The organism is Ruegeria sp. CH8 (assembly GCF_056536985.1).
Genome location: NZ_JBQFQR010000004.1, coordinates 236,224 through 263,039, shown reverse-complemented (window position 1 = coordinate 263,039; position 26,816 = coordinate 236,224). Strand labels below are relative to the sequence as shown.

Annotated in this window: 26 protein-coding genes; 10 read left to right on the top strand and 16 right to left on the bottom strand. The window is 59.3% G+C overall.

The window, feature by feature from the left end:
• Positions 1 to 2: 2 nt before the first annotated feature.
• The 5 genes from ACR0ER_RS06635 (at position 3) to ACR0ER_RS06615 (ending at position 6,675) form a co-directional block, all read left to right on the top strand.
• Positions 3 to 632 (top strand): glutathione S-transferase family protein, encoded by a 630-nt coding sequence (locus ACR0ER_RS06635; RefSeq protein ID WP_480768229.1) that lies wholly within the window; start codon positions 3 to 5, stop codon positions 630 to 632.
• A 111-nt stretch (positions 633 to 743) separates the two neighbouring features.
• The gene (locus ACR0ER_RS06630; RefSeq protein WP_480768228.1) at positions 744 to 3,146 is read left to right on the top strand and encodes a GcvT family protein; all 2,403 of its coding nucleotides are present in this window, start codon (positions 744 to 746) and stop codon (positions 3,144 to 3,146) included.
• A 2-nt stretch (positions 3,147 to 3,148) separates the two neighbouring features.
• A complete protein-coding gene (locus ACR0ER_RS06625; RefSeq protein ID WP_480768227.1) occupies positions 3,149 to 4,699 on the top strand; it encodes a trimethylamine methyltransferase family protein in 1,551 nt (516 codons plus the stop codon).
• Complete coding sequence (locus ACR0ER_RS06620; RefSeq protein WP_480768226.1) at positions 4,700 to 5,374, top strand: TetR/AcrR family transcriptional regulator; 675 nt, start codon at positions 4,700 to 4,702, stop codon at positions 5,372 to 5,374.
• Positions 5,371 to 6,675: an NAD(P)/FAD-dependent oxidoreductase gene (locus tag ACR0ER_RS06615; RefSeq protein ID WP_480768225.1), complete on the top strand. Its 1,305-nt coding sequence runs from the start codon at positions 5,371 to 5,373 to the stop codon at positions 6,673 to 6,675. Before ACR0ER_RS06620 ends, ACR0ER_RS06615 begins: the two co-directional genes overlap by 4 nt.
• Positions 6,676 to 6,709: 34 nt before the next feature.
• Here the strand turns inward: ACR0ER_RS06615 and ACR0ER_RS06610 are convergent, their stop codons facing one another.
• On the bottom strand, positions 6,710 to 7,099 hold the full coding sequence (locus ACR0ER_RS06610; RefSeq protein ID WP_480768224.1) for a DUF3307 domain-containing protein: 390 nt from the start codon (positions 7,097 to 7,099) through the stop codon (positions 6,710 to 6,712).
• Positions 7,100 to 7,311: 212 nt separating this feature from the next.
• Here ACR0ER_RS06610 and ACR0ER_RS06605 point away from each other — a divergent pair, with 212 nt between their 5' ends.
• Entirely contained in the window at positions 7,312 to 10,308 is a 2,997-nt protein-coding gene (locus tag ACR0ER_RS06605) for a cyclic nucleotide-binding domain-containing protein (RefSeq protein ID WP_480768266.1), read from the top strand.
• Here ACR0ER_RS06605 and ACR0ER_RS06600 read toward each other — a convergent pair.
• The 9 genes from ACR0ER_RS06600 to ACR0ER_RS06560 form a co-directional block, all read right to left on the bottom strand.
• Positions 10,305 to 10,592 (bottom strand): ArsR/SmtB family transcription factor, encoded by a 288-nt coding sequence (locus tag ACR0ER_RS06600; protein ID WP_480768265.1) that lies wholly within the window; start codon positions 10,590 to 10,592, stop codon positions 10,305 to 10,307. The two genes, ACR0ER_RS06605 and ACR0ER_RS06600, sit on opposite strands and share 4 nt — an antisense overlap.
• Before the next feature lie 112 nt (positions 10,593 to 10,704).
• Positions 10,705 to 11,937: a mandelate racemase/muconate lactonizing enzyme family protein gene (locus tag ACR0ER_RS06595; protein ID WP_480768223.1), complete on the bottom strand. Its 1,233-nt coding sequence runs from the start codon at positions 11,935 to 11,937 to the stop codon at positions 10,705 to 10,707.
• Positions 11,934 to 13,037: a Zn-dependent alcohol dehydrogenase gene (locus tag ACR0ER_RS06590; protein WP_480768222.1), complete on the bottom strand. Its 1,104-nt coding sequence runs from the start codon at positions 13,035 to 13,037 to the stop codon at positions 11,934 to 11,936. The genes ACR0ER_RS06595 and ACR0ER_RS06590 overlap by 4 nt, the downstream gene beginning before the upstream one ends.
• A gap of 82 nt (positions 13,038 to 13,119) precedes the next feature.
• Positions 13,120 to 14,319, bottom strand: coding sequence for a TCR/Tet family MFS transporter (locus tag ACR0ER_RS06585; RefSeq protein WP_480768221.1), 1,200 nt, complete (start codon positions 14,317 to 14,319; stop codon positions 13,120 to 13,122).
• Between the two features lie 71 nt (positions 14,320 to 14,390).
• Positions 14,391 to 15,113 (bottom strand): alpha/beta fold hydrolase, encoded by a 723-nt coding sequence (locus ACR0ER_RS06580; RefSeq protein ID WP_480768220.1) that lies wholly within the window; start codon positions 15,111 to 15,113, stop codon positions 14,391 to 14,393.
• Positions 15,114 to 15,115: 2 nt separating this feature from the next.
• Entirely contained in the window at positions 15,116 to 15,913 is a 798-nt protein-coding gene (gene pcaD, locus ACR0ER_RS06575) for a 3-oxoadipate enol-lactonase (RefSeq protein WP_480768219.1), read from the bottom strand.
• Positions 15,914 to 15,971: 58 nt separating this feature from the next.
• Complete coding sequence (locus ACR0ER_RS06570; protein ID WP_480768218.1) at positions 15,972 to 16,946, bottom strand: threonine ammonia-lyase; 975 nt, start codon at positions 16,944 to 16,946, stop codon at positions 15,972 to 15,974.
• Positions 16,943 to 17,770, bottom strand: coding sequence for an alpha/beta fold hydrolase (locus tag ACR0ER_RS06565; protein WP_480768217.1), 828 nt, complete (start codon positions 17,768 to 17,770; stop codon positions 16,943 to 16,945). Before ACR0ER_RS06565 ends, ACR0ER_RS06570 begins: the two co-directional genes overlap by 4 nt.
• Entirely contained in the window at positions 17,770 to 18,456 is a 687-nt protein-coding gene (locus ACR0ER_RS06560; protein ID WP_480768216.1) for a haloacid dehalogenase type II, read from the bottom strand. The genes ACR0ER_RS06565 and ACR0ER_RS06560 overlap by 1 nt, the downstream gene beginning before the upstream one ends.
• 128 nt (positions 18,457 to 18,584) lie before the next feature.
• Here ACR0ER_RS06560 and ACR0ER_RS06555 point away from each other — a divergent pair, with 128 nt between their 5' ends.
• Positions 18,585 to 19,013, top strand: coding sequence for an FKBP-type peptidyl-prolyl cis-trans isomerase (locus ACR0ER_RS06555; protein WP_480768215.1), 429 nt, complete (start codon positions 18,585 to 18,587; stop codon positions 19,011 to 19,013).
• A 23-nt stretch (positions 19,014 to 19,036) separates the two neighbouring features.
• Here the strand turns inward: ACR0ER_RS06555 and ACR0ER_RS06550 are convergent, their stop codons facing one another.
• From ACR0ER_RS06550 to fabA, 4 genes are read right to left on the bottom strand one after another with little or no spacing between them, the layout of a single operon-like run.
• A complete protein-coding gene (locus ACR0ER_RS06550; RefSeq protein WP_480768214.1) occupies positions 19,037 to 19,222 on the bottom strand; it encodes a hypothetical protein in 186 nt (61 codons plus the stop codon).
• 59 nt (positions 19,223 to 19,281) lie between these two features.
• On the bottom strand, positions 19,282 to 20,073 hold the full coding sequence (locus ACR0ER_RS06545) for an enoyl-ACP reductase FabI (protein WP_480768213.1): 792 nt from the start codon (positions 20,071 to 20,073) through the stop codon (positions 19,282 to 19,284).
• Between the two features lie 5 nt (positions 20,074 to 20,078).
• Complete coding sequence (fabB, locus tag ACR0ER_RS06540; protein WP_480768212.1) at positions 20,079 to 21,308, bottom strand: beta-ketoacyl-ACP synthase I; 1,230 nt, start codon at positions 21,306 to 21,308, stop codon at positions 20,079 to 20,081.
• Positions 21,309 to 21,339: 31 nt separating this feature from the next.
• The gene (gene fabA, locus ACR0ER_RS06535; protein ID WP_480768211.1) at positions 21,340 to 21,849 is read right to left on the bottom strand and encodes a bifunctional 3-hydroxydecanoyl-ACP dehydratase/trans-2-decenoyl-ACP isomerase; all 510 of its coding nucleotides are present in this window, start codon (positions 21,847 to 21,849) and stop codon (positions 21,340 to 21,342) included.
• 188 nt (positions 21,850 to 22,037) lie between these two features.
• Between fabA and irrA the strand changes: the two genes are divergently transcribed.
• Positions 22,038 to 22,454, top strand: coding sequence for an iron response transcriptional regulator IrrA (irrA, locus tag ACR0ER_RS06530; protein WP_480768210.1), 417 nt, complete (start codon positions 22,038 to 22,040; stop codon positions 22,452 to 22,454).
• A 2-nt stretch (positions 22,455 to 22,456) separates the two neighbouring features.
• On the opposite strand, the gene ACR0ER_RS06525 is transcribed toward irrA, so the two are convergent.
• Positions 22,457 to 23,347: a LysR family transcriptional regulator gene (locus tag ACR0ER_RS06525; RefSeq protein WP_480768209.1), complete on the bottom strand. Its 891-nt coding sequence runs from the start codon at positions 23,345 to 23,347 to the stop codon at positions 22,457 to 22,459.
• Positions 23,348 to 23,434: 87 nt separating this feature from the next.
• Here ACR0ER_RS06525 and ACR0ER_RS06520 point away from each other — a divergent pair, with 87 nt between their 5' ends.
• Positions 23,435 to 24,232: a phytanoyl-CoA dioxygenase family protein gene (locus tag ACR0ER_RS06520; protein WP_480768208.1), complete on the top strand. Its 798-nt coding sequence runs from the start codon at positions 23,435 to 23,437 to the stop codon at positions 24,230 to 24,232.
• A 2-nt stretch (positions 24,233 to 24,234) separates the two neighbouring features.
• Here the strand turns inward: ACR0ER_RS06520 and ACR0ER_RS06515 are convergent, their stop codons facing one another.
• Positions 24,235 to 25,098, bottom strand: coding sequence for a hypothetical protein (locus tag ACR0ER_RS06515; protein ID WP_480768207.1), 864 nt, complete (start codon positions 25,096 to 25,098; stop codon positions 24,235 to 24,237).
• A 120-nt stretch (positions 25,099 to 25,218) separates the two neighbouring features.
• On the opposite strand from ACR0ER_RS06515, the gene miaB reads away from it, so the two are divergent.
• Complete coding sequence (gene miaB / locus ACR0ER_RS06510) at positions 25,219 to 26,538, top strand: tRNA (N6-isopentenyl adenosine(37)-C2)-methylthiotransferase MiaB (protein ID WP_480768206.1); 1,320 nt, start codon at positions 25,219 to 25,221, stop codon at positions 26,536 to 26,538.
• Positions 26,539 to 26,816 lie beyond the last annotated feature (278 nt).

The following is a 26,816-nucleotide window of genomic DNA, read 5'->3' as shown; positions in this document are numbered from 1 at the left end:
CGATGCTGTTCTATGATTGCTCGACCGCACCGAACCCGCGTCGCGCTCGCATGTTCATCGCCGAAAAAGGGCTGGAAATCGAAACTCGCGAAGTTTCAATCGCCAAGGGCGAACAACTGAGCGATGCGTTCAAAGCGGTCAATCCTAACGCGACCCTTCCGGTTCTGGTCACCGATGAAGGCACGGTGCTGTCCGAGAATCTTGGCATCGCTGCTTATCTTGAGGCGCAATTTCCCGAGCCGCCACTGATGGGTCGCACCCCGGACGAACAGGGGCTGGTTCTGATGTGGAACAGCATTGTCGAACAACAGGGCGGTCTGCCGATTGCCGAGGTACTGCGCAATACCCACCCCGCCTTTGCCAACCGTGCGGTTCCGGGCCCCGAGAATCACGCCCAGATTTCCGAACTGGCGCAACGGGGTGCGACGCGGGTCGGATATTTCTTCGATCTGCTGGAAACACGGTTGACGGACAGCCCCTATCTGGCCGGGGTGGAATTCACTTTGGCCGATATCACCGCCTTTGTCTTTGTCGACTTTGCCCGCGTGATCAAGCGGCGGATTCCACAGGAAAACCGGGCCACGCTGGCGTGGTTTGAACAAGTCGCTGCCCGGCCCAGCGCTCAACTTTAAAACGGCGATTTGTGTGCGCAGATGTCTTGCGATCCGAACTGTACAGAAATGTCTAGACAGAAGTGAACAGTGCGTTTAGCGTCCACTGCAAGCCATGCAGGGGAGAGCAAGATGAAATCTCAGTATCGCGTTGTGGTCATCGGAGGCGGCGTCGTCGGCGCCTCGGTTCTGTATCACCTGGCAAAGTTTGGTTGGTCGGATGTGGTGATGCTGGAGCGGCGGCGGTTGGCGTCGGGCTCGTCATGGCACGCGGCCGGAGGGGTCCACGCGCTGAACGCCGACCCAAACATGGCGGCGTTGCAGTCTTATACCATCGACCTGCTCAGTGAGATCGAAAAGGAATCCGGCCAGAATATCGGTCTGCATATGACCGGAGGCCTGACGCTGGCTGGCACGCCCGAGCGGTGGGAATGGCTGCAGGCAAACTATCGCATCTTCCAATCCATCGGCATCGACGATTGCGAATTGCTGTCCCCGGAAGAGGCGCAAAGACGCTGCCCGATCATGTCTACCGAGGGCGTTCTGGGCGCGATGTGGGCGGATCGTGAGGGCTATATCGACACGACCGGCACTGTGCAGGCCTATGCCACAGCAGCCAAGAAACGCGGCGCCGAATACTATGAAGAAACCAAGGTCGAGGAACTGATCCAGACTGCCGATGGCTGGCAGGTGGTGACCGACCGGGGCACGATCACGTGCGAGCATGTGGTCAACGCGGCGGGTCTCTGGGCCAAGCAGGTGGGCCGCATGGCCGGGGTGGAATTGCCGGTCTCTCCGCTGAAGCACCACTATCTGATCACCGATACTGTTCCGGAAGTGGCCGAGGCGGATTTTGAGATGCCGATGACCGTGGACCTCGAAGGCTTTACCTATATGCGGCAGGACCAGAAAGGCGTTCTGGTTGGTATCTACGAGGTTGACCACGAACACTGGGCCATGGACGGCGCGCCGTGGAACTATGGCGAGGAACTGTTTCAGGAACAGCTCGACCGGATCGAGAATGAGCTGACGCTGGGCTTTGAACGCTATCCGTCAATCCAAAACGTCGGCATCAAAACATGGGTGAACGGCGCATTTACGTTTTCGCCGGACGGGAACCCCTTGGTCGGCCCGGTTCCGGGCAAACCCGGCTATTGGTCGGCTTGTGCAGTGATGGCGGGCTTCCTGCAGGGCGGCGGTGTCGGCAAGACGCTGGCTGAATGGATGATCCACGGTGAACCAGAGGCGGATGCCTGGCCAATGGACGTGGCGCGCTATGGCGATTTCGCCCAGAACAAACGCTACATCCGCGAGACGACGGGCCAGTTTTATTCCCGTCGCTTCGTGATGACTTATCCGAACGAGCAACTGCCTGCAGGTCGTCCGCTAAAAATGGCGCCAGCGCATGATGCGATGACCGAAGCCGGGTGCAAATGGGGTGTCAGTTGGGACCTTGAGGTGCCGCTGTACTTCGCACCCAAAGGGTTCGAGGAAACGCCGACGCTCAAGCGTTCGAACGCGCATGAAATAGTGGCCGATGAATGCAAGGTGATCCGCGAAGGTGTTGGCCTTTTGGATATTTCAGGCTTTTCGCGGTTCGAGGTCACCGGGCCGAACGCCGAGGTCTGGCTGGATAAAGTCATGGCATCGAAACTGCCTGCACCGGGTCGCGCCAAACTGGCTCCGATGCTGGGCGAGAACGGGCGGCTCAAGGGTGATCTGACCGTGCTCAACTGGGGCGACGGCACCTGGTGGATCATGGGCAGCTACTATCTGCGTGCCTGGCATATGCGCTGGTTCGACGATCACATGATCGACGGCGTAACTATCCGCGATCTGGGTGAGGAATACTGCGGCTTTGCCGTGGTCGGACCGAAGTCGCAGGCGGTGGTCGAGAATCTGGCGGAACAGGATATCTCGGGCCTGAAATTCATGGGCTGCGGTGATTTCGACATTGGTCTGGTGCGCGCCCGCGTCGCGCGCATGTCGGTAACCGGTGAGAAGGGGTATGAGATCAACTGCCGCTATGGCGATCACATTGAGCTGCGGCGCATGCTGCTTGAAGCCGGAGCGGATGAGGGTATCCGCGAATGTGGCTTCAACGCGATGCTCTCGACCCGGTTGGAAAAGAGTTTTGGCATCTGGTCGGCGGAATTCACGCAACTTTACACGCCGGGGATGACCGGAATGGACCGTTGGATCGACTGGGACAAGGACTTTGTTGGCAAGGACGCTGCCATGGCTGAACGAGACGGCAACGGCCCCGCACAGGTTCAGGTGACGCTACAGGTGGACGCTCTGGACGCCGACGCCAGCGGGTACGAGCCGATCTGGTCGGGCCAAGACCGCGTGGGTTTTGTGACCTCGGGCGGTTACGGCCACTATACCGGCAAGTCGCTGGCGATGGCTCTGGTCAACCGCGATAAGGCTGAACCAGGCACCGAACTGACTGTGCACGTGGTCGGTGTCGAACGCCCCGCGCGGGTGATCTTGCCGTCGCCCTACGACCCGCAGGGCAAAGCGATGAGGGGCTGAGGATGATCTCGCAAACATCCGAACGCGGCAGGCGACGGCGTGGGCGCGGGGTTGAGGCTTCGCCCCCGCCCCAACGCGACGTGAACTATCGTCAGCTCAGGAACCCGTTCCCGCAGATGGAAGTGTTCCCTGCGGATCAGATCGCGGACATGCACGAAACGTCCCTCCGCATGCTGGAGGAACTGGGCGTTAAGGTCCTGTTGCCCGAAGCGCGCCGGATCTTTGCTGTGGGCGGTGCGCGCGTGGATGAAGACACCGAAATGGTTTTCATCGGGCGCGATATGGTCGAGGCCGCTGTTGCTTCGGCCCCGAAATCGATCGCCTGCCAGGCCGGAGCACGCCATCGCGACTTTATGCTGGAACTCGGCAGTCTGGTGTTTCAGCCGGGGGCAGGGGCGCCAAATGCCACCGATCTGGAACGGGGCCGCCGCCCCGCGACCGGGCAGGACTATTTGGACTTCCTGAAGCTCACGCATAATTTCGACGTGTTCCAGATGATCTCACCCCAGGTCGAGCCGCAAGACGTGCCGACCCACCTGCGCCACTACTTCACCACGCAGGCGCAGATGGAGTTGACGGACAAGTTCCCGTTCTTCTTCTCGCGCGGCACGCCGCAGGTGATGGATTGCTTTGAGATGCTGTCCACCGCGCGGGGCCTGTCGGATGACGAGTTTCGCGGCAATGCGCATTGCTACACGATCATCAATACCAACAGCCCACGGACATTGGATATCCCGATGGCGCAGGGCCTGATCGACTTTGCCCGTCATGGTCAGATGTCGATCATCACGCCCTTTACCCTGATGGGGGCAATGGCACCGATCACCGTGGCGGGCGCGATTACGCTATCCCACGCCGAGGCGTTGGCCGCGCTGACACTGACCCAACTGACCAACCCCGGTGCGCCAGTGTGCTATGGCACGTTCACCAGCAATGTGGACATGAAGTCAGGCGCGCCAGCATTTGGCACGCCCTCGCATTTTCAGGCGTCGCTGGCGGCGGGACAGTTGGCGCGGTTTCTGGGGGTGCCCTGGCGGTCCGCTGCCGGCTCGGCGTCAAACATCAACGACGTGCAAGCGGCGAATGAGAACCAGTTCGGTCTTTGGGGCTGTCTGATGGCTGGGGCGACGGTGATCATCCACTCGGCCGGGTGGCTTGAGGGCGGGCTGACCGTATCCTTCGAAAAGCTGGTCTGCGATGCTGAGGTACTGAACATGGTCGCCGAATTGTGCCACGGGGCGCAGGCCGAAACCGCTGAGATCGGTTACGACACCGCCTTGCGTGAGGTTGAACCCAGCGGTCACTTCTTCGCCACGAGCCAGACGATGGAGCGGTACAATACCGAATTCTATCAGCCCCATGTCCACGATTATGCCAATTTCGGCACTTGGACCGAGCGCGGCTCGGTTGATGCAAATCACCGCGCAACCGGTGTATGGAAGGGTATTCTCAACGACTTCAAACCACCTACCGGTGACAGTGACCGACTGGGCGCCTTGCAGGATTTTATCACGCGCCGTACTGCCGAAGGCGGCGCACCGCCGGAGAGTTGAATGAATACTAAACCGATCCTGCACAGGGACGACCCTAAGGCTGAACCTCTGGTCGGCAACATCAAGGTCACGCGTGACGACTGGCTGAACGTGGCGATGGATGTGCTGATCTCGGACGGGGTGGACCAGATCAAGGTTCTGAGCCTGGCTGAGCGGATGGCGGTGTCGCGGTCCTCGTTCTATTGGTACTTCAAGTCGCGGCAAGAATTGCTGGACGCTTTGCTGGCCCGCTGGCAGGCCACGAATACGGCGGGTCTGGTTGCACAAGCTGAAGCCCCGGCGGAGACCATCACGGCGGCGGTCTGCAACGTGCATCGCTGCGTGGTGAACACGGATCTGTTCGATACGGCACTGGACTTTGCCGTGCGGGACTGGGCACGCAAATCGGGCAAGGTACGCCGCGCTTTGGATCAATCGGACGCCCGGCGGCTTGAGGCTCTGCACGCCATGTTTGCCCGCTACGGGTATCCTGAGGTCGAGGCCGAAACCCGTGCCCGCGTGCTGTACTACATGCAGATCGGGTACGATCTGGCTCAACTGAACGAGCCGATAGAAACACGGATTTCGATGGTGCCGCACTACCTGTACGCGTTCACCGGCGTCGAACCAAAACCTGAAGAAGTTGAGGAATTCAGCGTATATTCCCTGCGCTGCTGGAAAGGAGACCTGTCATGAGCCAACCAGACGCAATCATCATCGGCACTGGTGTCATCGGAGCCGCCATCGCGTTCGAGATGGCAAAAGCCGGGTGGAAAACCCTGTCGTTGGATCGCAATTCTCAGGTGGGCCATGGGTCGACCGCAGGGTCCTGTGCGATCATTCGGATGCATTACTCGACCTTCGATGGCACCGCATTTGCGTGGGAGGGGTATCACTATTGGCGCGACTGGGCCGCGTATCTAGGCCTGCCCGCAGATGCCAATCTGGCGCAGTTCCGCGAGACGGGATGTCTGGTGATGAAAACAGACGCCAATGGGATGTTGGAAAAGCACATTAAGAACAGTGCTGATCTGGATTGTCCGTTCGAGGAATGGTCGCCCGAACAAATCACCGAGCGCCTGCCGGTCTATTCTCTGGAGAGTTTCGCTCCGCCGCGCCGCATGGATGACCCGGAATTCGGCCAACCGAACGGGGGCAAGATGCAAGGCGCTGTGTATTGGCCTCAGGCGGGTTATGTCACCGACCCGGCCTTGTCGGCCCAAAACCTTATGGATGCCGCCAAGCAGCACGGAGCCGAGGTGCGTACCGGCGCCGAAGTGATGGAGATTCTGACCAACGGCGGGCGCGTGACCGGCGTCAAACTGGCTTCGGGCGAGGAACTCCGCGCCAAGGTGGTGGTGAATGTGGCCGGGCCGGGTTCGGCGATCATCAACAAGATGGCGGGTGTGCTGGACGATATGACCATCGAAACCCGCCCCCTGCGGCAAGAAGTGGTACACGTCCCCGCGCCCGAAGGGTTCGATTTCGAAAACAATGGTACCATTGTTTCGGACAGTGACATCGCCTGTTACTGCCGCCCCGAGCATGGCAACCACATCTTGGTCGGCTCGGAAGATCCGGAATGCGATCCGCATCAGTGGTGCGAGGATGACGTGCACTACAATCACGACTTCACCGACCAGTGGACCACACAGGCGATGCGTTATGCGCAACGTGTGCCCAGCCTCGGCATCCCGTCCAAGACACGCGGAGTGGTCGATCTGTATGACGCCTCAACCGACTGGATTCCGATTTATGATAAATCCAGCCTGCCGGGGTTCTACATGGCCTGCGGTACCAGTGGAAACCAGTACAAGAACGCGCCGATTGCGGGCAAGATGATGGCCGCTCTGATCGACTATTGCGAAGGCGGGGCGGATCACGATGCGCAGCCGCTGCAGTTCGAACTGCCCTATATCAAGCGGATGATCGATGTCGGCTTCTATTCCCGCAAACGTCCGATCAATGAAGAAAGCAGTTTTTCGGTTTTGGGCTAGCCGATCCGGAAATTCGCCGTAGGCACAGTGCCGGTCAGGCGGCGAATTTCACCCAGGCCCAGACCATCGCGATATAGGTCAGGTTATGCATCAACTGATCCAGTCCGGTGGCACGCCAGAAAGCTGCCTGTGCGGGCGACAGTTTTTTCTTGTCCGAATAATTGGCCTTGGCAAAGTCGATATTGAAATGGACGATCCATTCCAGCGCGGAAATGATCAGAATAAAAGACCACGCCGCCCCGAACAGCAGGAAGACGACTATTGACCCGACAACATGCACACCTGCATGCTGTGCGCGGCCCCAGTGAAAGTATTCACCGCGCCCGGACAACATTTTTGGAGTCTGAAGAAAATAGTCCGCAAACATATGTTTGATCTGCAATAAGCAGAGCATCAATAGCACTGCGCCTATGCTGGCAGTCAAATTGTTCCTCCCGATATCGTCCTGAAGCGAAGCTTACGGGCTAAACCGTTGCGGCGCAAATGAACTTGTTCACACATGGCGGATAATTTCTAACTGGAAACCATTTGCGTCACAGGTCACGATTGCTGTAAATTCAGAGTGTTGGATTTGCGGCACTTTCTTCAGGATCGGATCAGTTATCCACAACAGGGGCAGGTTCCATAGAACGTTCGATTTTCCGGTTTATTTGGAAATACTCAAAACGCGATCAACTGATCCTGTTGGCCGTGACGTCCACGCTATTTCCATTGTTGTATTTAACGCTGGAACTGCCCAAGCGCATCATCAACGATGCGATCGGTGCGGCCAGTCCTGTGGTCGACTTTCTGGGATATGAGCTACCGCAAACGACATTCCTGATCATCCTTTGCTGTGCCTTTCTGGTGGCGGTGCTTGCGCATGGCCTGATGAAGATGCGCATCAACACCATGAAAGGCGTGCTGAGCGAACGGATGTTGCGCCGGTTCCGGTACCAACTGATCAACCGCGCCCTGCGCTTTCCGCAACCTTATTTCGAACGGGTTAGCCAGGGCGAGATGGTGTCGATGATCACCGCCGAAAGCGAGCCGATGGGCGGTTTGATGGGTGACGCGATCAGCCAGCCCGTTTTGCAGGCCGGGCAGATGATCACGATCCTGTCCTTCCTGTTTCTGCAAAGTGTCTGGTTCGGCCTTGCCGCCGTAGCGTTGATCCCGCTGCAGGCGTGGCTGATCCCCAAGCTGCAGCGGCAGATCAACCTGCTGAACAAGAAACGCATTCAGGAAGTCCGCATTCTGGCCGCTCAGATCGGCGAGAACGCCGCAGGGGCTTCGACCCTGCGGGGTAATGGCGGTTGGCGCTATCGACGTGCGATGATCTCAGAACAGTTGGGGCGTTTGTTCGGTATCCGGTTCGAGATCTACCAGAAAAAGTTTTTTATGAAGTTCATCAACAACTTCATCTCGCAGTTGACGCCTTTCATGTTCTATCTGGTTGGTGGTCTTCTGGTGCTGCAGGGCTCGGTCTCGCTGGGCGCGCTGGTGGCGGCTCTGGCGGCGTATAAGGATCTGAGCTCGCCGTGGAAGGAACTGCTGACTTATTACAACCAGACGCAGGACATGTCGCTGCGCTGGGACGTGGTGATCGAACGCTTTGCGCCTCCGGGGATGCCGGATGAAAAGCTGTTCGAGGGCGAGCCCGAAACCCGCCCGCGTCTGAACGGCGATATTGTGCTGGATCGGGTCTCGGTCCGGGACATGGACGGCAATCAGGTTTTGGATGATCTGAACCTGACATTTGCGGGCGGGCAAACCATCGGCATTGCTGCCCCCAGCGAAGAGGATCGACGCGCTGTCGCCGAGTTGCTGACGCGGGAAATCCTGCCTAGCTCGGGCCGGGTTGAGGTGGGTGGCGAAAACCTGGCGGCCCTGCACCAAAGCGTCGTTGCCGCACGCATCGGCTATGCCTCGTCACGCCCGATCATGTTTCAGGGCACGCTGGGCGACAATGTCATGATGCCGATGCGACAAAGGCCACTGACAACCCAATCCGACGACCCCGACTTTGCCGAGACGCAACGCGCAGGCAACAGCGCCGATCCATACCAAGCAGACTGGCTCGACCCGTCGCTGGCCGGTTTGGATAGCCCCGAAGCGTTACGGGACTGGTGGTTGCATTTGATTGATGGAATGGGGTCGGGGGCCGCTTTGTTCCAACGTGGATCGGATCAGGTATTCGTCGCCGCCGAACATCCGGAACTTGCGCAGAAACTGGTTGAGCTGCGCCCTGTTGTGCAACAGGCAGTGCAAAAATCCGGGCTGGATCAACAGGCGCTGGTCTTTGACTGGTGCACCTATAATTCGGCACTACCGGTCGCGGAAAATCTGCTGTTCGCGACGCCTCGGGTTCCGGTGACGCAGGACTTGCTGGCCCGCCAGACCGTGTTCCTTGGGCAGCTGCGCGAGTTAGGGCTGGACAAAACGCTGGTCAGTCTGACCCGCGACGTGATTGAGATGCTGCGCCAGATCTTTGGTCTGGATGGAACGGACCATCCGTTGTTCCGCAAGCTTGGTCTGGAAGCCAAAACCTACGAGACCGCACTTGAGCTTGTCGAGAAGACCCGGAACGAGGGCGTGTCGGGGCTGGATGACGAAAAGCTGGCGAACCTTCTGGCGGTGCCGTTTGTGATCTCGGCTGAACAGATTGGGCCCGCCTTCACGGATGAGCTTAAGAACCGCATTCTGGAACTGCGTCATAGCCACTCGGAAAAGCTGTTAGAAGGCTTGCAGGATGTCTTTTTGCCACTGCATAAAGACGCTTTCGCGCCCGGCCTGACGGTGATGGAGAATGCTCTGTTCGGCAAGGTCAGCCAAATTGGCGGCGGTCGTTCGGACGAGGCGCGCAAGTTGATTGTCGATGTTCTGGACGCAAACGGTGCGCGTCCGCTGGTGGTCGAGCTGATTTACGACGTGCCGGTCGCGATCGGTGGTCAGAACCTGCCTGCCGTCTTTGCCGAACCGTTGGCCTTTACACGTGCGACGATCAAGAAGCCAGATATTCTGATCCTGGAAAATGCGCTTGCCAGCTATGACATGGCAACTCAGGTCGCGGTCTACAAAAACCTGCGCGAGTTGTTGCCGGATACGACCGTGATCTATCTGAATGACCATTTTGAAAACCCGGACAAGTTCGACAGTTTTGTTGAAATCCGGCAAGGTCGTGTGGTTTCAGATAAAGGGGATACCACGGTGGAAGAGGACAGCGCCGCCTCGGCCGACCTGGCGCGCAAGCTGCGCGCGTTGGAGCAGACACCGCTGTTTTCCGGTCTCGACCGCAGACAGTTGCGTCTGCTGGCCTTTGGTGCGCGCTGGTATGATGCCCAGCCGGGCGAGGTCGTGTTCCTGAAGGACGACCAGCCCACCGACGGCGCCTATGTGGTGTTGGAAGGGGAGGCAGGGCTGTACCTGCCGCAGAAGGAAGGACCCGACCAACTGATCACCAAGGTCGGGCCGGGGGCGCTGGTTGGGGAACTGGGGCTGATCCGCAAGGAACCCCGCGCGCTCAGCATGGTTGCCGAGACCGAGCTTTCCTGTCTGCGGATCGGTGAGGAGGAATTCCTGGCTGTGGTCGAAAACGACGCTGCAACCGCGTTCAAGCTGTTGCAGGTGATTGCGGGCTATGTCTCGAACTAACTGTCCGGCTTGCAGAACAGATTATACAGCAGCCCGATGACTTGCGCGGTATTGCCGTCCTGCAGCGAGTAATAGATCGTTTTTCCTTCCCTGCGGGTCGAGACCAACCGTTCTTGACGCAGTCGCGCCAACATTTGGCTGACAGCTGCCTGACGGGTTTGAAGCAGGTCTTCAAGTTCACTGACCGATTTTTCACCTTCGCCCAGATGACACAGGATCATCAGCCGCCCCTCATGCGCCAGCACTTTCAGAAAGGCCGCAGCTTGGGCGGCGCTTTCTTTCATATCGGCAGGACTATCTGCCTGAGCGCTTTTGATGTCTTCTGGCATGGTGGTCACGAGCGGCCTGTTTCGCAACTTGGGGTTGGACCAATATGACCCAAACCGGTTTTGATTGTCACCCCTCGGTCGCTGGCGCACCGCCCTGAAAGGCGTTGCCGTTGACATAGTCGCAGGGCTCTTCCTGCATTTGCAGGTGTAACCCGTCGCCGGTGTAGGGATGCGCGCGGGCCAGATCTTCGTCCATTTCGATCCCCAGACCGGGCGCGGTCGGGGCGGTCACAAAGCCCTCGTCCACACGAAGGGTGCTTTTGATCAGGGCATCGTGGAATGGGGTTTCGATGGTTTCCAGCAGCAACAGGTTCGGGATCGACGCGGCGAGATGGATGTTGGCGGCCCATTCGACCGGCCCGGCATAAAGGTGGGGGGCCATTTGGGCGTTGAACACCTCGGCCATGGCGGCGACCTTCTTCATCTCCCAAATGCCACCGGCGCGACCCAAAGCAGGTTGCAGAATTTCGGCGGCCCCTGCACGCAGGACGGCGCCGAATTCGGCCTTGGTGGTCATGCGTTCGCCGGTGGCTACCGGGATGCGGACGTTTCGGGCAACGCGGGCCATGTCCTCGATCATGTCTGGCGGGGTTGGCTCTTCGAACCAGAGCGGAGAATACGGCTCCAGCGCTTGGCCCAGCCGGATCGCGCCCGCCGTGTTGAACTGGCCATGTGTGCCGAACAGCAGATCGGCCTTGTCACCCACGGCCTCTCGGATCGCTTTGCAGAAGGCGACCGACATCGAAATATCGGACATCGCCGGCATATGCCCGCCGCGAATGGTGTAAGGGCCGGCGGGATCGAATTTCACCGCCGTGAACCCGCGCCGCACCATCTCGGCCGCGCATTCCCCGGCCTGTTCGGGCGAGGTCCAGAAATCGGTCAGGTTATGCTGGGGTAGGGGGTAGAGGTAGGTATAGGCCCGGATACGCTTGTTCATCAGCCCGCCCAGCAGGGCATAGACGGGGCGGTCGCGATCCTTGCCCAGAATGTCCCAGCACGCGATCTCAAGCCCCGAGAATGCGCCCATCACGGTCAGGTCCGGGCGCTGGGTGAAACCGCTGGAATAGGCGCGACGGAACATCAGCTCGATGTTTTCCGGATTTTCACCCAGCATATGCCTTTCGAAGACGTCGCGAATGACATGCTGCATCGCATCGGGGCCAACCGAGGACGCATAACATTCGCCCCAACCGGTGATCCCGGTATCAGTGGTGACTTTCACCAGTATCCAATAGCGCCCACCCCAGCCCGGCGCGGGCGGGGCGGTGACGATGATGTCGAGGTCCTGCAGTTTCATCCGCCGTTACCCCTGTCGAACAGGATCACGTTGCGCTTGGCCGATCCGGTTTTGGTGTTCTCAATTGCCTCGTTGATCTGGTCCAGAGACCAACGGCCCGAGATCAGTTCATCCAGCTTCAACCGCCCCTGTTCATAGAGGTCGATCATCCACGGAACATCGCGCTGAATAACCACATCGCCCATTTTCGAGCCGACAAGCCCCTGACCCAGCGCCGCCAGAACAACGGGTTCATAGCTGGACATATCGCCTGAATGCGGCATGCCGATCATGATCGCCTTGCCGCCACGGCCCAAATAACGCGGGGCCTGATCATATGCCGGGATCGCGCCAACGGTGATCAGAACCGCATCGGCGCCGCGACCGCCCAATGCCTTATAGGCGGCTTTCCATGGTTGCTCTTGGCTTGCCAGAATGCCGTGGGTAGCGCCGAATTCCCTGGCAATTTCCAGTTTCTCTTCGGTCATGTCGACTGCCACAATCCGCCGCGCGCCAGCGAGGCGTGCGCCCTGAATGGCATTCAGTCCGACGCCACCTGCACCGATGACAACCACGTCCTGACCGGGGCGGAGCTTGGCTGCATTCACCGCTGCACCAACCCCGGTGATCACCCCACAAGACAGCAGGCTGGCGACATCCTTGGGCATGGTTTCGGGGATTTTCACGATTTGCCGGTGGCTGACGACGACTTTCTCGGCAAATGCTCCGCAGGCCATTGCCTGATCCAGAGGCCCGCCATCCGCTGTACGCAGCGGACCGTTGACCGAGTCATAGGGCGTCTCGCAGATCGTCGGCTGACCACCTGCGCAGGATTGGCAGGACCCGCAGGCGCGAATCAGGGTGACCACGACCGCGTCGCCTACCTGAAACCCTCCGGCCGCGTCTCCGGTTGCGGTGATCACGCCTGCGGCTTCGTGCCCATAGACGGCTGGCAAATGCCCACCCCACGCACCGGTGGCGTAAGTGATGTCGGAATGGCAGATCGCCACTGCATCCAGCGTTACCTCGACCTCACCGGTGCCCGGCGGCGCGATCTGGATGTCTTCAATGATCAAAGGTTCGTTGAACGCCCGGCAGACGGCGGCTTTGATGGTTTGCATTCTTGTCCCTCATTCCCTTTGGTCCACGGTGGCGCGAGAAACTTTGTGTCGCAAGACGGAAACCGTCATTCAGAGGTCGTTGTTACGCCGCGATAGGGCGCGACCGCAAAAAGAGTGCAAACCCGAAGACCATCAACAGCATCGCCAGCAGAAACGGTGCCCCGGGCAGATACAGTGCTGCATCGGGTTTCACGAACTGCGCGAACACGCTTGTCATCACCAGTGGAGAGATCACCATCGACAACGCGTGTAAGGAGGTCAGCACCCCCTGCAGTTCACCCTGCTGCGAGTCCGGCGTGGCACGAGACGTCAGGGCCTGCAGAGCCGGAGTGACAACCGCCCCCAGCGCAGTAACCGGTATCAGCATCAGGGCAATGAAACCGTTGGTCAGGAAGGCCAGCAGCAGGAAGCTGGCGATCTCGAACCCCATGCCGAAGATGATCGTGACCCGCTCACCCAGATACCGGGTTGCGGGGCGGATCAGGCCGCCCTGAACGGCTGCCATACCGATGCCGTAGACACCCAGCGACAGGCCGATCATCTGTGGCGACCAGCCGAAACGTTCGGTCGTGAAATAGGCCCAGATCGCGGGGTAGACGTAGATCGACACCGAATACAGGAAATAGACCCACAGCATCGGGCGAATACCGGGCAGTGAGGCGATTGCGCGGAGGGAGTTTACCGGATTGGCACGGCGCAAGCTGAAGGCCCGGCGGGTTTTGTCGGTCACCGTTTCCGGCATCACCAGCAGACCTGCTAGAAACGTCAGCGCGGATAGGGCGGCGGCGGCCCAGAAAGGCGCGCGGGTGCCGTATTCGCTCAGCAACCCTCCGATCACCGGGCCCAATACGAACCCGACACCGAAGGCCGCGCCCAGCAGGCCGAAATTCGCGGCTTTCTCATGCGGTTTCGACACATCGGCCATGAAGGCAGCGGCCGTGGCATGGGTGGCGGCGGTGATGCCGCCGATGATGCGCCCCGCCAGCAACAGCCAGATGCTGCCTGCAACGGCCATCACCACGTAGTCCAGCGACATCACGAACAGCGACACCAACAGAACCGCGCGCCGCCCGAAGGCGTCGGAGAGGTTGCCCAGAATCGGACCGAATACGAACTGCATCGCGGCAAAGGCAGTACTCAGAACGCCGCCCCAGATTGCGGCATCGGCTAGGGTACCCCCCTGAATCTCGACAATCAGGTCGGGCATGATTGGCAACACAAGGCCGATGCCCATTGCGTCGATCATGACCGTACCGAGAACGAAGAGAAAAGGCAGACGCATGGCACCTAGTCGCAAGTTTTAACCGGACCCTAGCACGCTTGGTTCACGTGTGAAGCACCCGTTACGCTTGGTTAGGCCGCCGGCAATTTTTGTTCCAGATCGTCCAGAATTTCCGCCAGATGGCGGGGGTGCGAGAAGAACGGAGAATGAGAGCTGTTGATCGTTGCGCGTAACTCTTCGGGCGCGATGTGGCTCATTTCTTCTTCGTACTCTGTCGGAATCGTGTGGTCGTCTGTGGCGCGAATATAGGCCTTGGGGACGCGTGCGAAATTGCCGTACAAGGGAAGAGGGGTTTCCTGCGGGGCAACGGCCTGCCGACAAAGACGCGCGAAGGCATAAGGCACGATTTCCGGTGCGCAATCGTGGTAGAAAAGGTCGCGCACCTTCTCTGGCCTTACTGCGTAAGACAGACCGTCGGTGGATTTTTCGACAGCGTCGATGATCAATTGACGCGGGGCCCTCCTGCGCATCTCGACCATAGACAGGCCGTCCTGTGGAACATAGGCGCACAGGTAGATCAGCGCTCGCATGGCTTTGGGGTTGGCCTCTGCGGCCGCGCTGATCGGATAACCCCCCCAGGAATGGCCGACGATAATCGTCTGCGGGTTTGAGGCCGACAGCACCGCATCCCGGCAGCTATCCAACGTGACATCGGCAATCGGCGTCGGATCCGCGCCGTGGCTCGGCATATCGATGGCGCGCGCCGTATGGCCCAAGGCCTCAAGCGCGGGGATCAGATCGCGCCAGCACCAGGCTCCGTGACAGGACCCATGGACCAACAGGAAATCTGCCATTGTCACGCTCCTTCTATATGTCCGGTTTCGGTCAGGAAATCGCGTAGCAGGGCCGCGTATTCAACTGGTTGTTCGACGCAGGGCAGGTGACCGGCCCGGCGCATCAGTTCGAATTTCGAGCCGGGGATCAGGTCGACCGTTTCGCGCACCAGATCGGGTGGGGTTGAGCCGTCCTCGCTGCCTGCAATCCCCAGCGTGGGTAGGCGCAGGCCGCTGGTGGGGGTGTAGAAATCCGTGCCTGAGATCGCGCCGCAACAGCCCAGATACCCGTCCACGGGCTGCCGCACCATCATGTTACGCCACAGCAGATGCTCTGGTGAGGCCCGGAATTTCTTCGAAAACCACCGCTCCATCGTTGCATCGGCTAGTGCTTCGATACCGCCTTGACGCACTGCGTCCATCCGATCCTGCCAGATCGAAGGGATGCCAATCTTGGCGGCCGTGTTCGACAGAACCAGCGCACGGACCAGATCCATCCGCTTCACCGCCAGACCCTGCGCGATCAGCCCGCCGATGGACAGGCCGACAAAAACGCAATCCCGCACGTTCAGATGATCCAGCAGCGCCTCGGCATCACGCACCAGCGCACCCATGGAATAGGGAGCCGGGGGCTGTGACGAAAGCCCGTGCCCGCGTTTGTCATAGCGGATGATCCGCAGGCCCGCGGGCAGGTGAGGCAGCACGGAGTCCCAAAGACGCAGATCGGTGCCCAGTGAGTTGGCAAAAACAATCGGCGCACCATCCGGATCACCATCGACCCGATAGTGCAACTGCACTTCGCCAAGATCCAAGATCTGCATGACTCAATCCCCGTCGCCATACGTTAAGACATCACATTGACCCAATCATTGATTCATGTCAGGTCAGGAATTCCAGTGCTTTTCCAAATACTTCTGGGTCTGCATTGCCCCCCGATGCCACAACGATCACCGCTTCGCCTTCGATCTCGTCACGACGAAACAGGGCCGAGGCCAGTGACACCGCACCGCCCGGTTCCAACACTAGTTTCAGTCGCAGGAAGGCCTGTGCCATGGCCCGCATCGCTTCTTCTTCGGTGACCGACAGGCCCGGCCCGCACAGGCGGCTCAGGATCGGAAAGGTGATCTGCCCCGGCTGCGGTGTCAGGATCGCATCGCAGATATTTCCCGAAGCAGCATTGTTGTTCTGTATCCGGCCCGTTGCCAGCGAGCGTTTAACGTCGTCGAACCCTTCGGGCTCGCACGGGCGGGCGCGCAGGCCGGGCGCATGAGCCTCCAGTGCCAGCGCAATCCCCGAGGTCAGCCCGCCACCCCCGCAGCAGACCAGTACATCGGCCTGCTCGACGCCCATCTCGGCGGCTTGCCGGGCAAGCTCCAACCCGGTGGTGCCCTGACCGGCAATCACCTGCGGTTCGTCATAAGGGCGGATCAGGGTCAGGCCGCGCTCGGCAGCCAGCGACTCGCCAATCTCTTCGCGGCTTTCATTGGCGCGGTCGTACAGAACCACCTCGCCCCCCAGCGCGCGAGTGTTGTCGATCTTCAGCTGCGGCGCGTCCGACGGCATGACGATCACCGATGAAATCCCGTGTTGCGCGGCAGCATAGGCCACACCCTGCGCATGGTTGCCCGAGGAATAGGCGATTACCCCGAGCTGCCGATCCGCCTCGTCCAAAGCCGAGATCGCCGACCACGCGCCACGAAACTTGAAGCTGCCAGTATGTTGCAGGCATTCGGGTTTCACCAGCACCCGGCGCCCCGCCAGTTCATCCAGAAACGGCGAGGTCAGAAGGGGCGTTTCCCGAACGTGGCCCTTCAGCCGCTCGGCGGCGGCTTCGATCATCTGCAAAGTGCTCATGCGGCGTCCAATACCTTGCGAATAAGGTCCAGCGACTGCGGTTCATCCAGAAACGGAACATGCCCGCGATCCGGAACCTCTACTGAGATAAGACCGGGATGGCGTTTATGCATTTCACTCAGCGTTTCTTTGCCGAGAACGTCCGAATTCGCGCCCCGAATGACGCCGGTCGGGATGTCGCGTAGCGCCTCGAAGAACATCCACATATCCGGGATGGCCCCGGCAGCGGCCTGATCCAGCAAGGCCTTGCGCAAGGCGGGATCATAGCGCAGAGCCAAACCGTCCTCGGTCTGTTCATACTGCACCTCGGCCTGCGCGTGCCACTTGCTGAGCGGGACGCCAGGGAATTGTGGCTCCATAACCTGCTGCAGAGTTTGCGCGGCTTCGTCATAGGTCTTCGCCACCGGTTGCCGCCCGACATAATCCATGATCTTGGCCATACCCGAGGTTTCGATAACCGGACCCACATCTGTCAGGACTACGGCTGACAGGCGTTCGGGGTGGCTGGCCGCCAGAGCCATCGCGATCAGGCCGCCGCGTGAGGTGCCCAGAACGGCCACGCGATCCAACCCCAGATGATCCAGCAATTCGATTGCGTCATGGGATTCGCGCAGAACGTTGTAGTTCATGTAGTCCGGATCGTAGTCCGACTGCCCGCGGCCCCGGTAATCCATCGTGATCATCCGCAGGTCAGAGATATGCGGCGCGAGGAACGAGAAATCCCGGCTGTTACGGGTCAATCCGGCAAGGCACAGCACCGGGGTTCCGGACCCGATATCGGAGTAGTAGAGGCGCCTGTCGTCGGAAGTCGTGAAAAATGCCATTAAAGTCTAGCCAGTTGAGGGATTCTTGTCAGGTCGGACAGTACATGCGTTGGTTCCCATGGCAAGCGGTCCATTGGCTCTTTTGCCCTGTTCACCCACGCGGTTACGAAGCCATAACCACTGGCACCTGCAGCATCCCAGCCGTTTGAGCTGACAAACAGAACTTCATCACGGGCGCAGCCAAATCTCTGTTGAACCAGATCATAGACGTTGGAATGGGGTTTGAAGACGCCGACACTTTCGACCGACAGCACGTCATCCAACACCCCGCCGATCCCAGCCGACTGCACCGCACCATCCAGCATAGGCAGTGATCCATTCGACAGAATCGCGGTGTTCAACCCTCCGGCTTTCAGATCAGCCAGCATTTGGGGAACTTCGGGGTAGGCCTGCAACTCCCAATACAGATCCAGCAGCCGCTGGCGCATACCCGGGTCGCCGTCCAGCCCGGTGGCCTCAAGCGCCCAGTCCAGCCCGTCCTGTGTCACGTCCCAGAAATCGGCATGGGCGTCAGTGATTGCGCGCAGCCAAGTGTATTGCAACTGCTTCAGACGCCAGTGATTGGCCAGTTCGGGCCATTTTTGCTGCAGCTTCTCGAAACCGGGCTCGGCTGCCGCCTGCCGCGCGGCTGCGGCGACGTCGAATAGCGTGCCATAGGCGTCGAATACGCATGTTGTAATTGGCATCATTACCCCTCCCTTAGTCGCGCGCAGGTTGGCACAAGAGCTGCAGGCGCAAAAGGGGGGGAGGGTTTACAATGTCGTGTCACACTCTAGGCTTGGCCGCTTAAACCAATAACGGCCGGAGGCCACCTATGACCGAAATCAAAGAAGGCGACACGGTTCGCATCCACTACACAGGGACGCTGTTGGACGGCAATGTGTTCGACAGTTCCGAAGGGCGCGATCCGTTGGAATTCGTGGTCGGGTCAGGCCAGATCATCCCCGGGCTGGATACGGCCATGCCGGGTCTGACCGTGGGTGAGAAAAAGCGGGTTGAGATCGCCTGCGTGGATGCCTATGGCCCGATCAACCCCGCGGCACGTCAGCAAATTCCGCGTGAAGGCATCCCGGATGACGTTCCGCTAGACCCCGGCACCCAGTTGCAGATGCAGACACCAGACGGGCAGGCCGTGCCGGTGACGGTGGTCGATTCCGACGAGGCAACTGTTACGCTTGACGCAAACCACCCTCTGGCCGGTCAGGACCTGATTTTCGATATTGAGGTCGTCTCGGTCAACTGACCGCGTTGGGCCAGTGAGTTGGATCAGCCTGAAATCAGGCTGGTCCAGGATGCGAAGTCTGCGCGTACATCTGCCTGCGTATAGAACACAAACAGCATTAGCAGCATGGTTAGGGTCAACAAGGCGATCCGCCCACGTTGTCCCAGAAAACCTTGTTTGCGACGGGAGGCCCGAGAGGTGTTTGCGATGATGTGTTCTGCTTTGCTCATGCCGCTATCCGTGCCCGCGAAAGATGGTTAAATCTTGGCGCGGGCAGGGAAAGATCGGGTCACATGTGATCTGGCTGCGGCATACCCAGAACGTGGAAGCCACCGTCGACTTTGATGATCTCGCCCGAGGTGCAGGCACCGGCTTCGGATGCAAGATAAACGGCGGTGCCGCCAACGGCCTCAAGCGTTGCGTTCGAACGCAACGGCGCGTTTTGATCGCAGAACTTGTAAGTCTTGCGTGCGCCACCAATAGCCGCGCCCGCCAGCGTCTTCATCGGGCCGGGTGAGATGGCGTTGACGCGAATGCCTTCGGGTCCAAGGTCGTTTGCCAGATAGCGCGTTGCCGATTCCAGCGCTGCTTTCGCTACGCCCATTACGTTGTAATTCGGCACAACCCGATTCGAGCCCTGATAGGTCAGAGTCAGCAGCGAGCCGCCATTGTCTTTCATCAGCGGATAGGCGCGGCGTGCAACCTCGATAAAGGAATAGGCCGACACATCCATAGAATGTTTGAAGTTTGCCCGCGTGGTGTTCAGGAAGCGACCGGTCAGTTCTGACTTGTCCGAATAGGCAATCGCGTGGACCACGAAATCAATCGTCGGCCAGCGTTCGCCCAGTTCGCTGAACGCGCGGTCCAGCGACTCGTCGTCGGTAACATCGGCGTCCACCATGAAATCGCTGCCAAGGCTCTGGGCCAGGGGTTCCAGCCGTTTGCCGAATGCTTCACCTTGATAGGTGAATGCCAGTTCCGCGCCGGCCTCGTGCATGGCTTTGGCAATGCCCCAAGCAATCGAGCGGTCGTTGGCCACGCCCATTATCAGGCCGCGTTTGCCCTTGAGAAGATCCGACATCATTTTCACCCGTTATATTTTGACAGAACCATGGACCCGTTAGTGCCGCCAAAGCCGAAGCTATTGGTCATGACACTGTCCAGACCTGCGTTTTCAACTACTTGAGTTGCAATTTCACCGGGCAGGATGCCTTCGGCAAGCGTGTCGACGTTGATCGACGGAGTAATAAAGTCATTGTCCAGCATGAGCAGACAGAAGATGGCTTCTAGCGCGCCAGCAGCGCCCTGCGCGTGGCCGGTCATCGACTTGGTCGATGAAATCGGCGGCACGTTGCCTTCGCCAAAGATGCGGCGGACGGCTTCGACCTCGCCCACATCGCCAACCGGGGTCGAGGTGCCGTGAGCGTTGATATAATCGACTTTGCGGCCTTCGGGCAGGGTGCCCAGCGCCAGACGCATCGCGCGCTCGCCGCCTTCGCCCGAGGGGGCCACCATGTCGTGACCGTCCGAAGTGGCGGCATAGCCGGTGACTTCGGCGTAAATCTTGGCGCCGCGCGCCAGCGCGTGGTCCAGATCCTCGAGCACGACGATGCCGCCGCCACCCGAGATTACGAACCCGTCGCGATCCTGATCGAACGCCCGCGAGGCCTTCTTGGGCGCGTCATTGTATTTCGAAGACATCGCACCCATCGCGTCGAACAGGCAGGACAGGGTCCAATCTAATTCCTCGCCGCCGCCAGCAAACATAACGTCCTGCTTGCCCAGCATGATCTGTTCTGCCGCGTTACCGATGCAATGCAACGAGGTCGAGCAGGCCGAGGTGATCGAGTAGTTGATGCCCTTGATCTTAAACGCGGTCGCAAGGTTTGCGGATATCGTCGAGCACATGCATTTCGGCACCGCAAACGGACCAATCCGCTTGGTCGCACCGGTTTTCAGCACCGTCTGATGTGCGGTCAGCATCGCACTGGTCGACGGGCCGCCCGAACCGGCAACCAGACCGGTGCGCGGGTTCACCACCTGCTCTTCAGTCAGGCCGGCATCGGCAATCGCCTGGCTCATCGCGATATGAGCATAGGCGGCACCGGGTCCCATGAACCGCAGGGTGCGCTTGTCCACATGCTCGGACACGTCAATCTTCAGCGATCCGGCGATCTGGCTGCGAAAGCCGTGTTCAACCATCTGCTCATTGGCCTCAATGCCGGACTTGCCGGCCTTCAGCGAGGCCAGAACCTCTTCGGCATTGTTCCCGATGGAGGAGACAACCCCCAGACCGGTGACAACTACTCGACGCATGTGCGTGCTCCTTATTTCAGGCCGGTCCGGCTTAGGCTTCGGACAGAACGACTTTCATGTCTTTGACGTCGTAAATCATTTCGCCGTCCGCTTCGACGATACCATCCGCCACACCCATGGTCAGGCGGCGGGTCTGGATCGCCTTTTTGAAATCGATTTTATAAGTCAACATCTTGCGGTCCGGGCGTACCATGCCAGTCAGCTTGACCTCACCCACACCCACGGCCATGCCGCGGCCCTGCCAGCCGCGCCAGCCCAGATTGAAGCCGGTCAGCTGCCACAGACCATCCAGCCCCAAACAGCCCGGCATGATCGGGTTGCCGGGGAAATGGCAGTCAAAAAACCACAAGTCCGGGGTGATATCGTACTCGGCCAGAACGTGACCTTTTCCATGCGCGCCACCATCAGCCGAGATATCGGTGATCCGGTCCATCATCAGCATCGGCGGAGCAGGCAGCTGCGCATTGCCGGGGCCGAATAATTCGCCTCGGGCGCATTTCAGCAGATCGTCCTTGTCAAAGCTGCTCGGGAATTGGGCCATTCTGCCGCCTCTCCTGCCAGGGGTCCGTTTCTATAATCTGGCCTCACCTAGCACCCGTATGCAAGGTCCTGCAAGAGCGGTCGCCCACATCATGTTGTGTTCAGGGCAATCTTTGCGAATGAATTTCATTTGAAATTACCTGACATGAGCACTTATATATAAGTCAGCAACAAACGGGTATCGGATTGATGACACCTCAAAGCCAGAGCAGAGCCACAAATTGGTTGGTCGATGCGGGATTGCGCCCGACGCGTCAGCGTATGGCTTTGGCGGAGCTGCTGGTTGGCGACGGCCGTCACCGCCATGTCACGGCGGAAAGCTTGTTTGAATCGGCTAAGAAGAACGGCGATGCCGTGTCTCTGGCAACGGTCTACAACACGCTTCGCGCGTTTTGCGAGGCCGGTGTTCTGCAGGAAATCACGGTGGACGGTTCCAAAAGCTATTTCGATACCAATACCCATGATCACCCCCATTTCTACTGGGAAGACGAAAGCCGCCTGAGCGACGCGCCTTCAGATCAGCTGGTGATTCAGCGCCTGCCCGAGGCCCCCGACGGGGTCGAGATCGCCTCGGTCGACGTCGTGATCCGTCTGCGGAAGAAATAACCTCACGTCACCAGTCCTGTCAGTGCCCGCTCGGCGAGCGACGTATGCGCATCGGTGGGGCCTGTGCCATGTCGGGCCAGTACCACGGGTTCGGCTGCAAACGGGTCTGAAATCGGCAGGCTTAGCAGGGGCATCCCGTCATAGCTGACCTCGGCAGGTGGGTTGGCATAGCTGATCGCAACGCCCTCATTGTGGGCCGCGAGGCTGCGTTGAATTTCCAGCGAGGCCGCGCGGTGGGCCACTTTCGGGCTTTCTCCGATCTGCCGAAACAGCCCTAACACGTGTTGTGCGGATAGGCCTTCTTCGGACAGGATCAACGGATGGGTGGCTAGGTCGCGCAGGGAAACCTGGCTATTCGAGGCCAAAGGGTGATCCGGCGAAAATAGCGCGCGCGGAGAGTTGGTGTACAGCGTGTGCCGGGTGAACGTCGCGTCCATGCTCAGCCCGTAGGTCAGCGCGAGGTCGATCCGCCCGTCGATCAGGCCGGAAATCAACCCTTCGAAACTGTCCACCCTGTAAGATACCACCACATCCGGCATCTCGGCGCGCAATTGCCGCAGCGCACGGGCCAGCAGAAACGGAGCCAGATCGACGAAACAGCCCAGCCGCAACCGGGCCTTGCCCGTGCTGGTTTCGACGGCATTTTCCAATCGGGCGGCGCTGGCCAGTAAGGCCTCGGCCTCTTCGATGAAACTGCGGCCCTGTGGGGTAAGCGCCATTGCCGCACCGCGCCGGCGTGCGAACAGGGGATAGCCCAGTTGTTCTTCGACCCGGGTCAGTGCGTTAGACAGCGCTGGTTGCGAAACGTTCAGGTGATGCGCGGCGGCCAACAGGCTGCCATGCCGTCCGATGGCGCAGACATATTTATATTGGCGCAGTGAAATATATAACATGAAGTTAAGTGTATCTTTGAAAGATATGACTTGAACAGAGGGCATCCCCATGTGCAGATCACAGCACCCAAAGGCACGGAGACAGACATGACGCACCCTCTGGTCACACAAGAGATGATCGACACCTACCAACAGGACGGTGTTGTCCTGATCAAAGGGCTGTTTGCCGATCACGTCGAGGCTCTGCGCGACGGCGTTGCCGCGAATATGTCCGACCCCGGGCCTTATGCGTCGGACAACAAGAAACAGGGCGAGACCGGCCTGTTCTTTGACGATTACTGCAATTGGTCGCGGATTGATCATTTTCGCGAAGTGATCGAAACCTCTCCGGCGGCCGAGGTTGCGGCGGATCTGATGAAATCGCAGACCGTGCAGATGTTCCACGACCACGTTCTGGTCAAGGAGCCGGGCACCTCAATGGCGACGCCGTGGCATCAGGACGGGCCGTACTACTTTGTCGAAGGGCAGCAAACCATCAGCTTCTGGTCCCCACTAGACCCGGTGAAACAGGCAACGCTGCGTTGTGTGGCGGGCTCTCATCGGTGGGAGAAAGAGGTTCTGCCGACTCGCTGGGTCAGCGAAGAGGGCTTCTTCTCAGATGAAGGTCAGTACATTCCCGTCCCAGACCCGGATGCCGAAGGGATGAAGGTGGTGGAATTCGAGATGGAGCCGGGTGACGCGGTGGCATTCAACTACCGCACGCTGCACGGTGCGCGTGGCAACCAATCCGACAGCCGCCGCCGGGCGTTTTCGCTGCGTCTGGTTGGAGATGATGCGCGCTATGTGGAACGCCCGGGCCGGACGTCTCCGCCGTTTCCAGGTCACGATATGGCCCCTGGCCAGCGCCTGCGTGAAGACTGGTTCCCGGTTCTGCTGCGGCGCTAGGGTCAGAACCACTGGCCCGATTCGATCAGCCCCAGATCGAGCAATTGGCCCGACGTCCACTGGAACGGAACCGAGTTGTGCCAGCAAAAGCTTGGGATATCGAAGGTGGACCCGGCATTGCTTTTCAACGCCTTTGCGGCGCGGAATGAGCAGACGGCGGCCGTCATATTGTGGTGCCACGGGCAGGAATAGGTGTTGTATTCCGGCTCGTTGAAGGTGTGATCGGGACGCAGTTCCAGACCCTTGCGGGATTTGAACAGGGCGATCCGGTCAATGCCGCGGCGCTCGTATGGAATGTGATCCTCGAACCGCCAGCGCAGGCCGCCGGACATGTCCAATTGCCGCTCGATCGGGTGGCCTTCGGCGTTGTGGCGGGTGTGTGCGTAATAGCCGGTGCTGTCCAGCATCGCGTGATCCGGGGCGACTCCGTTCGGATAGGCGTTCAGGTCGTCGGCATAGAGGTCGATCACATGGCTCAGCATCGCGTCGCGGCGTTCTTCGGCGTGAAAGGCCAGCAATTCGCCTACCGTTCGGGTCTCGCAAAACGGAAAGAACAGGTATTCGGCGTTATAACAATAATACATCCAGGTGCCGGGGGCGGCGTGGATAATTCTGTTGATGGTGTCGAAGACAACGGCGCTGGGCACGCAGGTCAGGGCGACGCGGTGAATGCGCTTGGACAGTTCGGGATCCAGCGCGAAATCCTGCGGCATGAAGGCGATTACGGATTTGAACCCCAGATGCAGGTGATGCCGGATGGTGCTGTCGATCTCGACCATGTCCTCGGCAAAGATCAGGGCGACGGGGCCTTTGGCCAGCGCCGATTTGCCTGAATTCAGGAAAACGTCGAGTGAGTCGTATTGCATTGCCTGTTCGGTTCCACTTTGCTGGAATCTTCGGCCAAAATCGGGTATCCGCCCCGGCATTGCAAGCGGCGTTCGTAAGGTATAGATGACGCCGATCCCGCGAACGCAAAGGCCATATCCATGTCAGAACCCAAAAAGCTGTACATCAAAACCTATGGTTGCCAGATGAACGTCTATGACAGCGAGCGCATGTCCGAGACGCTGGGCGGGCAGGGCTATGTCGAAACCCAAAGCCCCGACGATGCGGATATGATTCTGCTGAATACTTGCCACATCCGGGAAAAGGCCGCCGAAAAAGTCTATTCCGAGTTGGGCCGGTTCAAGGGGCTGAAAGCGGAAAAGCCTGATCTGAAGATCGGTGTGGCGGGTTGCGTGGCGCAGGCCGAGGGCGAGGAAATCATGCGCCGTCAGCCGCTGGTCGATCTGGTGGTTGGGCCGCAAAGCTATCACCGCCTGCCCGAGATGGAGGCCAAGACCCGCACCGGTGCCAAGGCGCTGGACACGGATTTCCCCGAGGAGGACAAGTTCGAAAAGCTGAAGAACCGCCCCAAGGCCAAGCGTGGCCCGACGGCGTTTCTGACCGTGCAGGAAGGCTGCGACAAGTTCTGCGCCTTCTGCGTGGTGCCTTATACCCGCGGTGCCGAGGTCAGCCGCCCGGCGGATCGCATCATTCGTGAGGCGCATGATCTGGTCGAACGCGGCGTGCGCGAGATCACTCTGCTGGGTCAGAACGTCAACGCCTACCATGGTTCGGGCCTGAACGGAGACATGACGCTGGCCGGTCTGATCTGGGAGTTGAACAAGGTCGACGGGCTGGAGCGTATCCGCTTTACCACCTCGCACCCCAATGACATGGCGGAGGACCTGATCGAGGCGCATGGAACCTGCGAAAAGCTGATGCCCTATCTACACCTGCCGGTGCAGTCGGGATCGGACCGCATCCTCAAGCGCATGAACCGCAGCCACACGGCTGAGAGCTATCTGCGTCTGATCGAGCGTATTCGTGCCGCACGCCCAGATATTGTTATGTCCGGTGACTTTATCGTCGGCTTCCCGGAAGAAACCGAAGAGGATTTCCAGGCCACGCTGGATTTGGTGGAAGAGGTCAAATACGGCTATGCCTATTCCTTCAAATATTCGACACGCCCCGGAACCCCAGCGGCCGAACGACCTCAGGTCGATCCTGCGGCGGCGGATGATCGCCTACAGCGCCTGCAGGAAATGATCACCCGGCATCAACGAGAAATTCAGGACTCGATGGTTGGCCGCAAGGTCCGCGTACTGTTCGAGAAAACTGGTCGTTTGCCGGGGCAAATGGTTGGAAAGTCTGAGTATTTGCATTCGGTTCATGTGTCTGATGCAAATGTCGACGTGGGTGATTTGCGAGAGGTTTTGATCACCGACTCTGGGGCCAATTCGTTAGCAGGGGCGCTGGTTTGATCCTGTGGGCAAGTGCTGTTTGAAAACCATAGTCAGCATTTGTTTCCGTTTTTAACCCTTGATTTATCACTGGTAACTATGGTCCGAGAAAGCTCAGGTTTTTTCGGACGCTAGTTTTGCGCGTTCATTAAGACCCAAGTATGTGCTGACCCGAATTGCGGGCTGGGACGATGGAGGTTTCGAGTGCTTTTTCTAACGCGTTACTTTGGATCAAATAGCCGAGTTGCTTTAACTGCGGTTTTGGTCCTTTCACTTTGTTCTAACGCAACGGTTGCGGG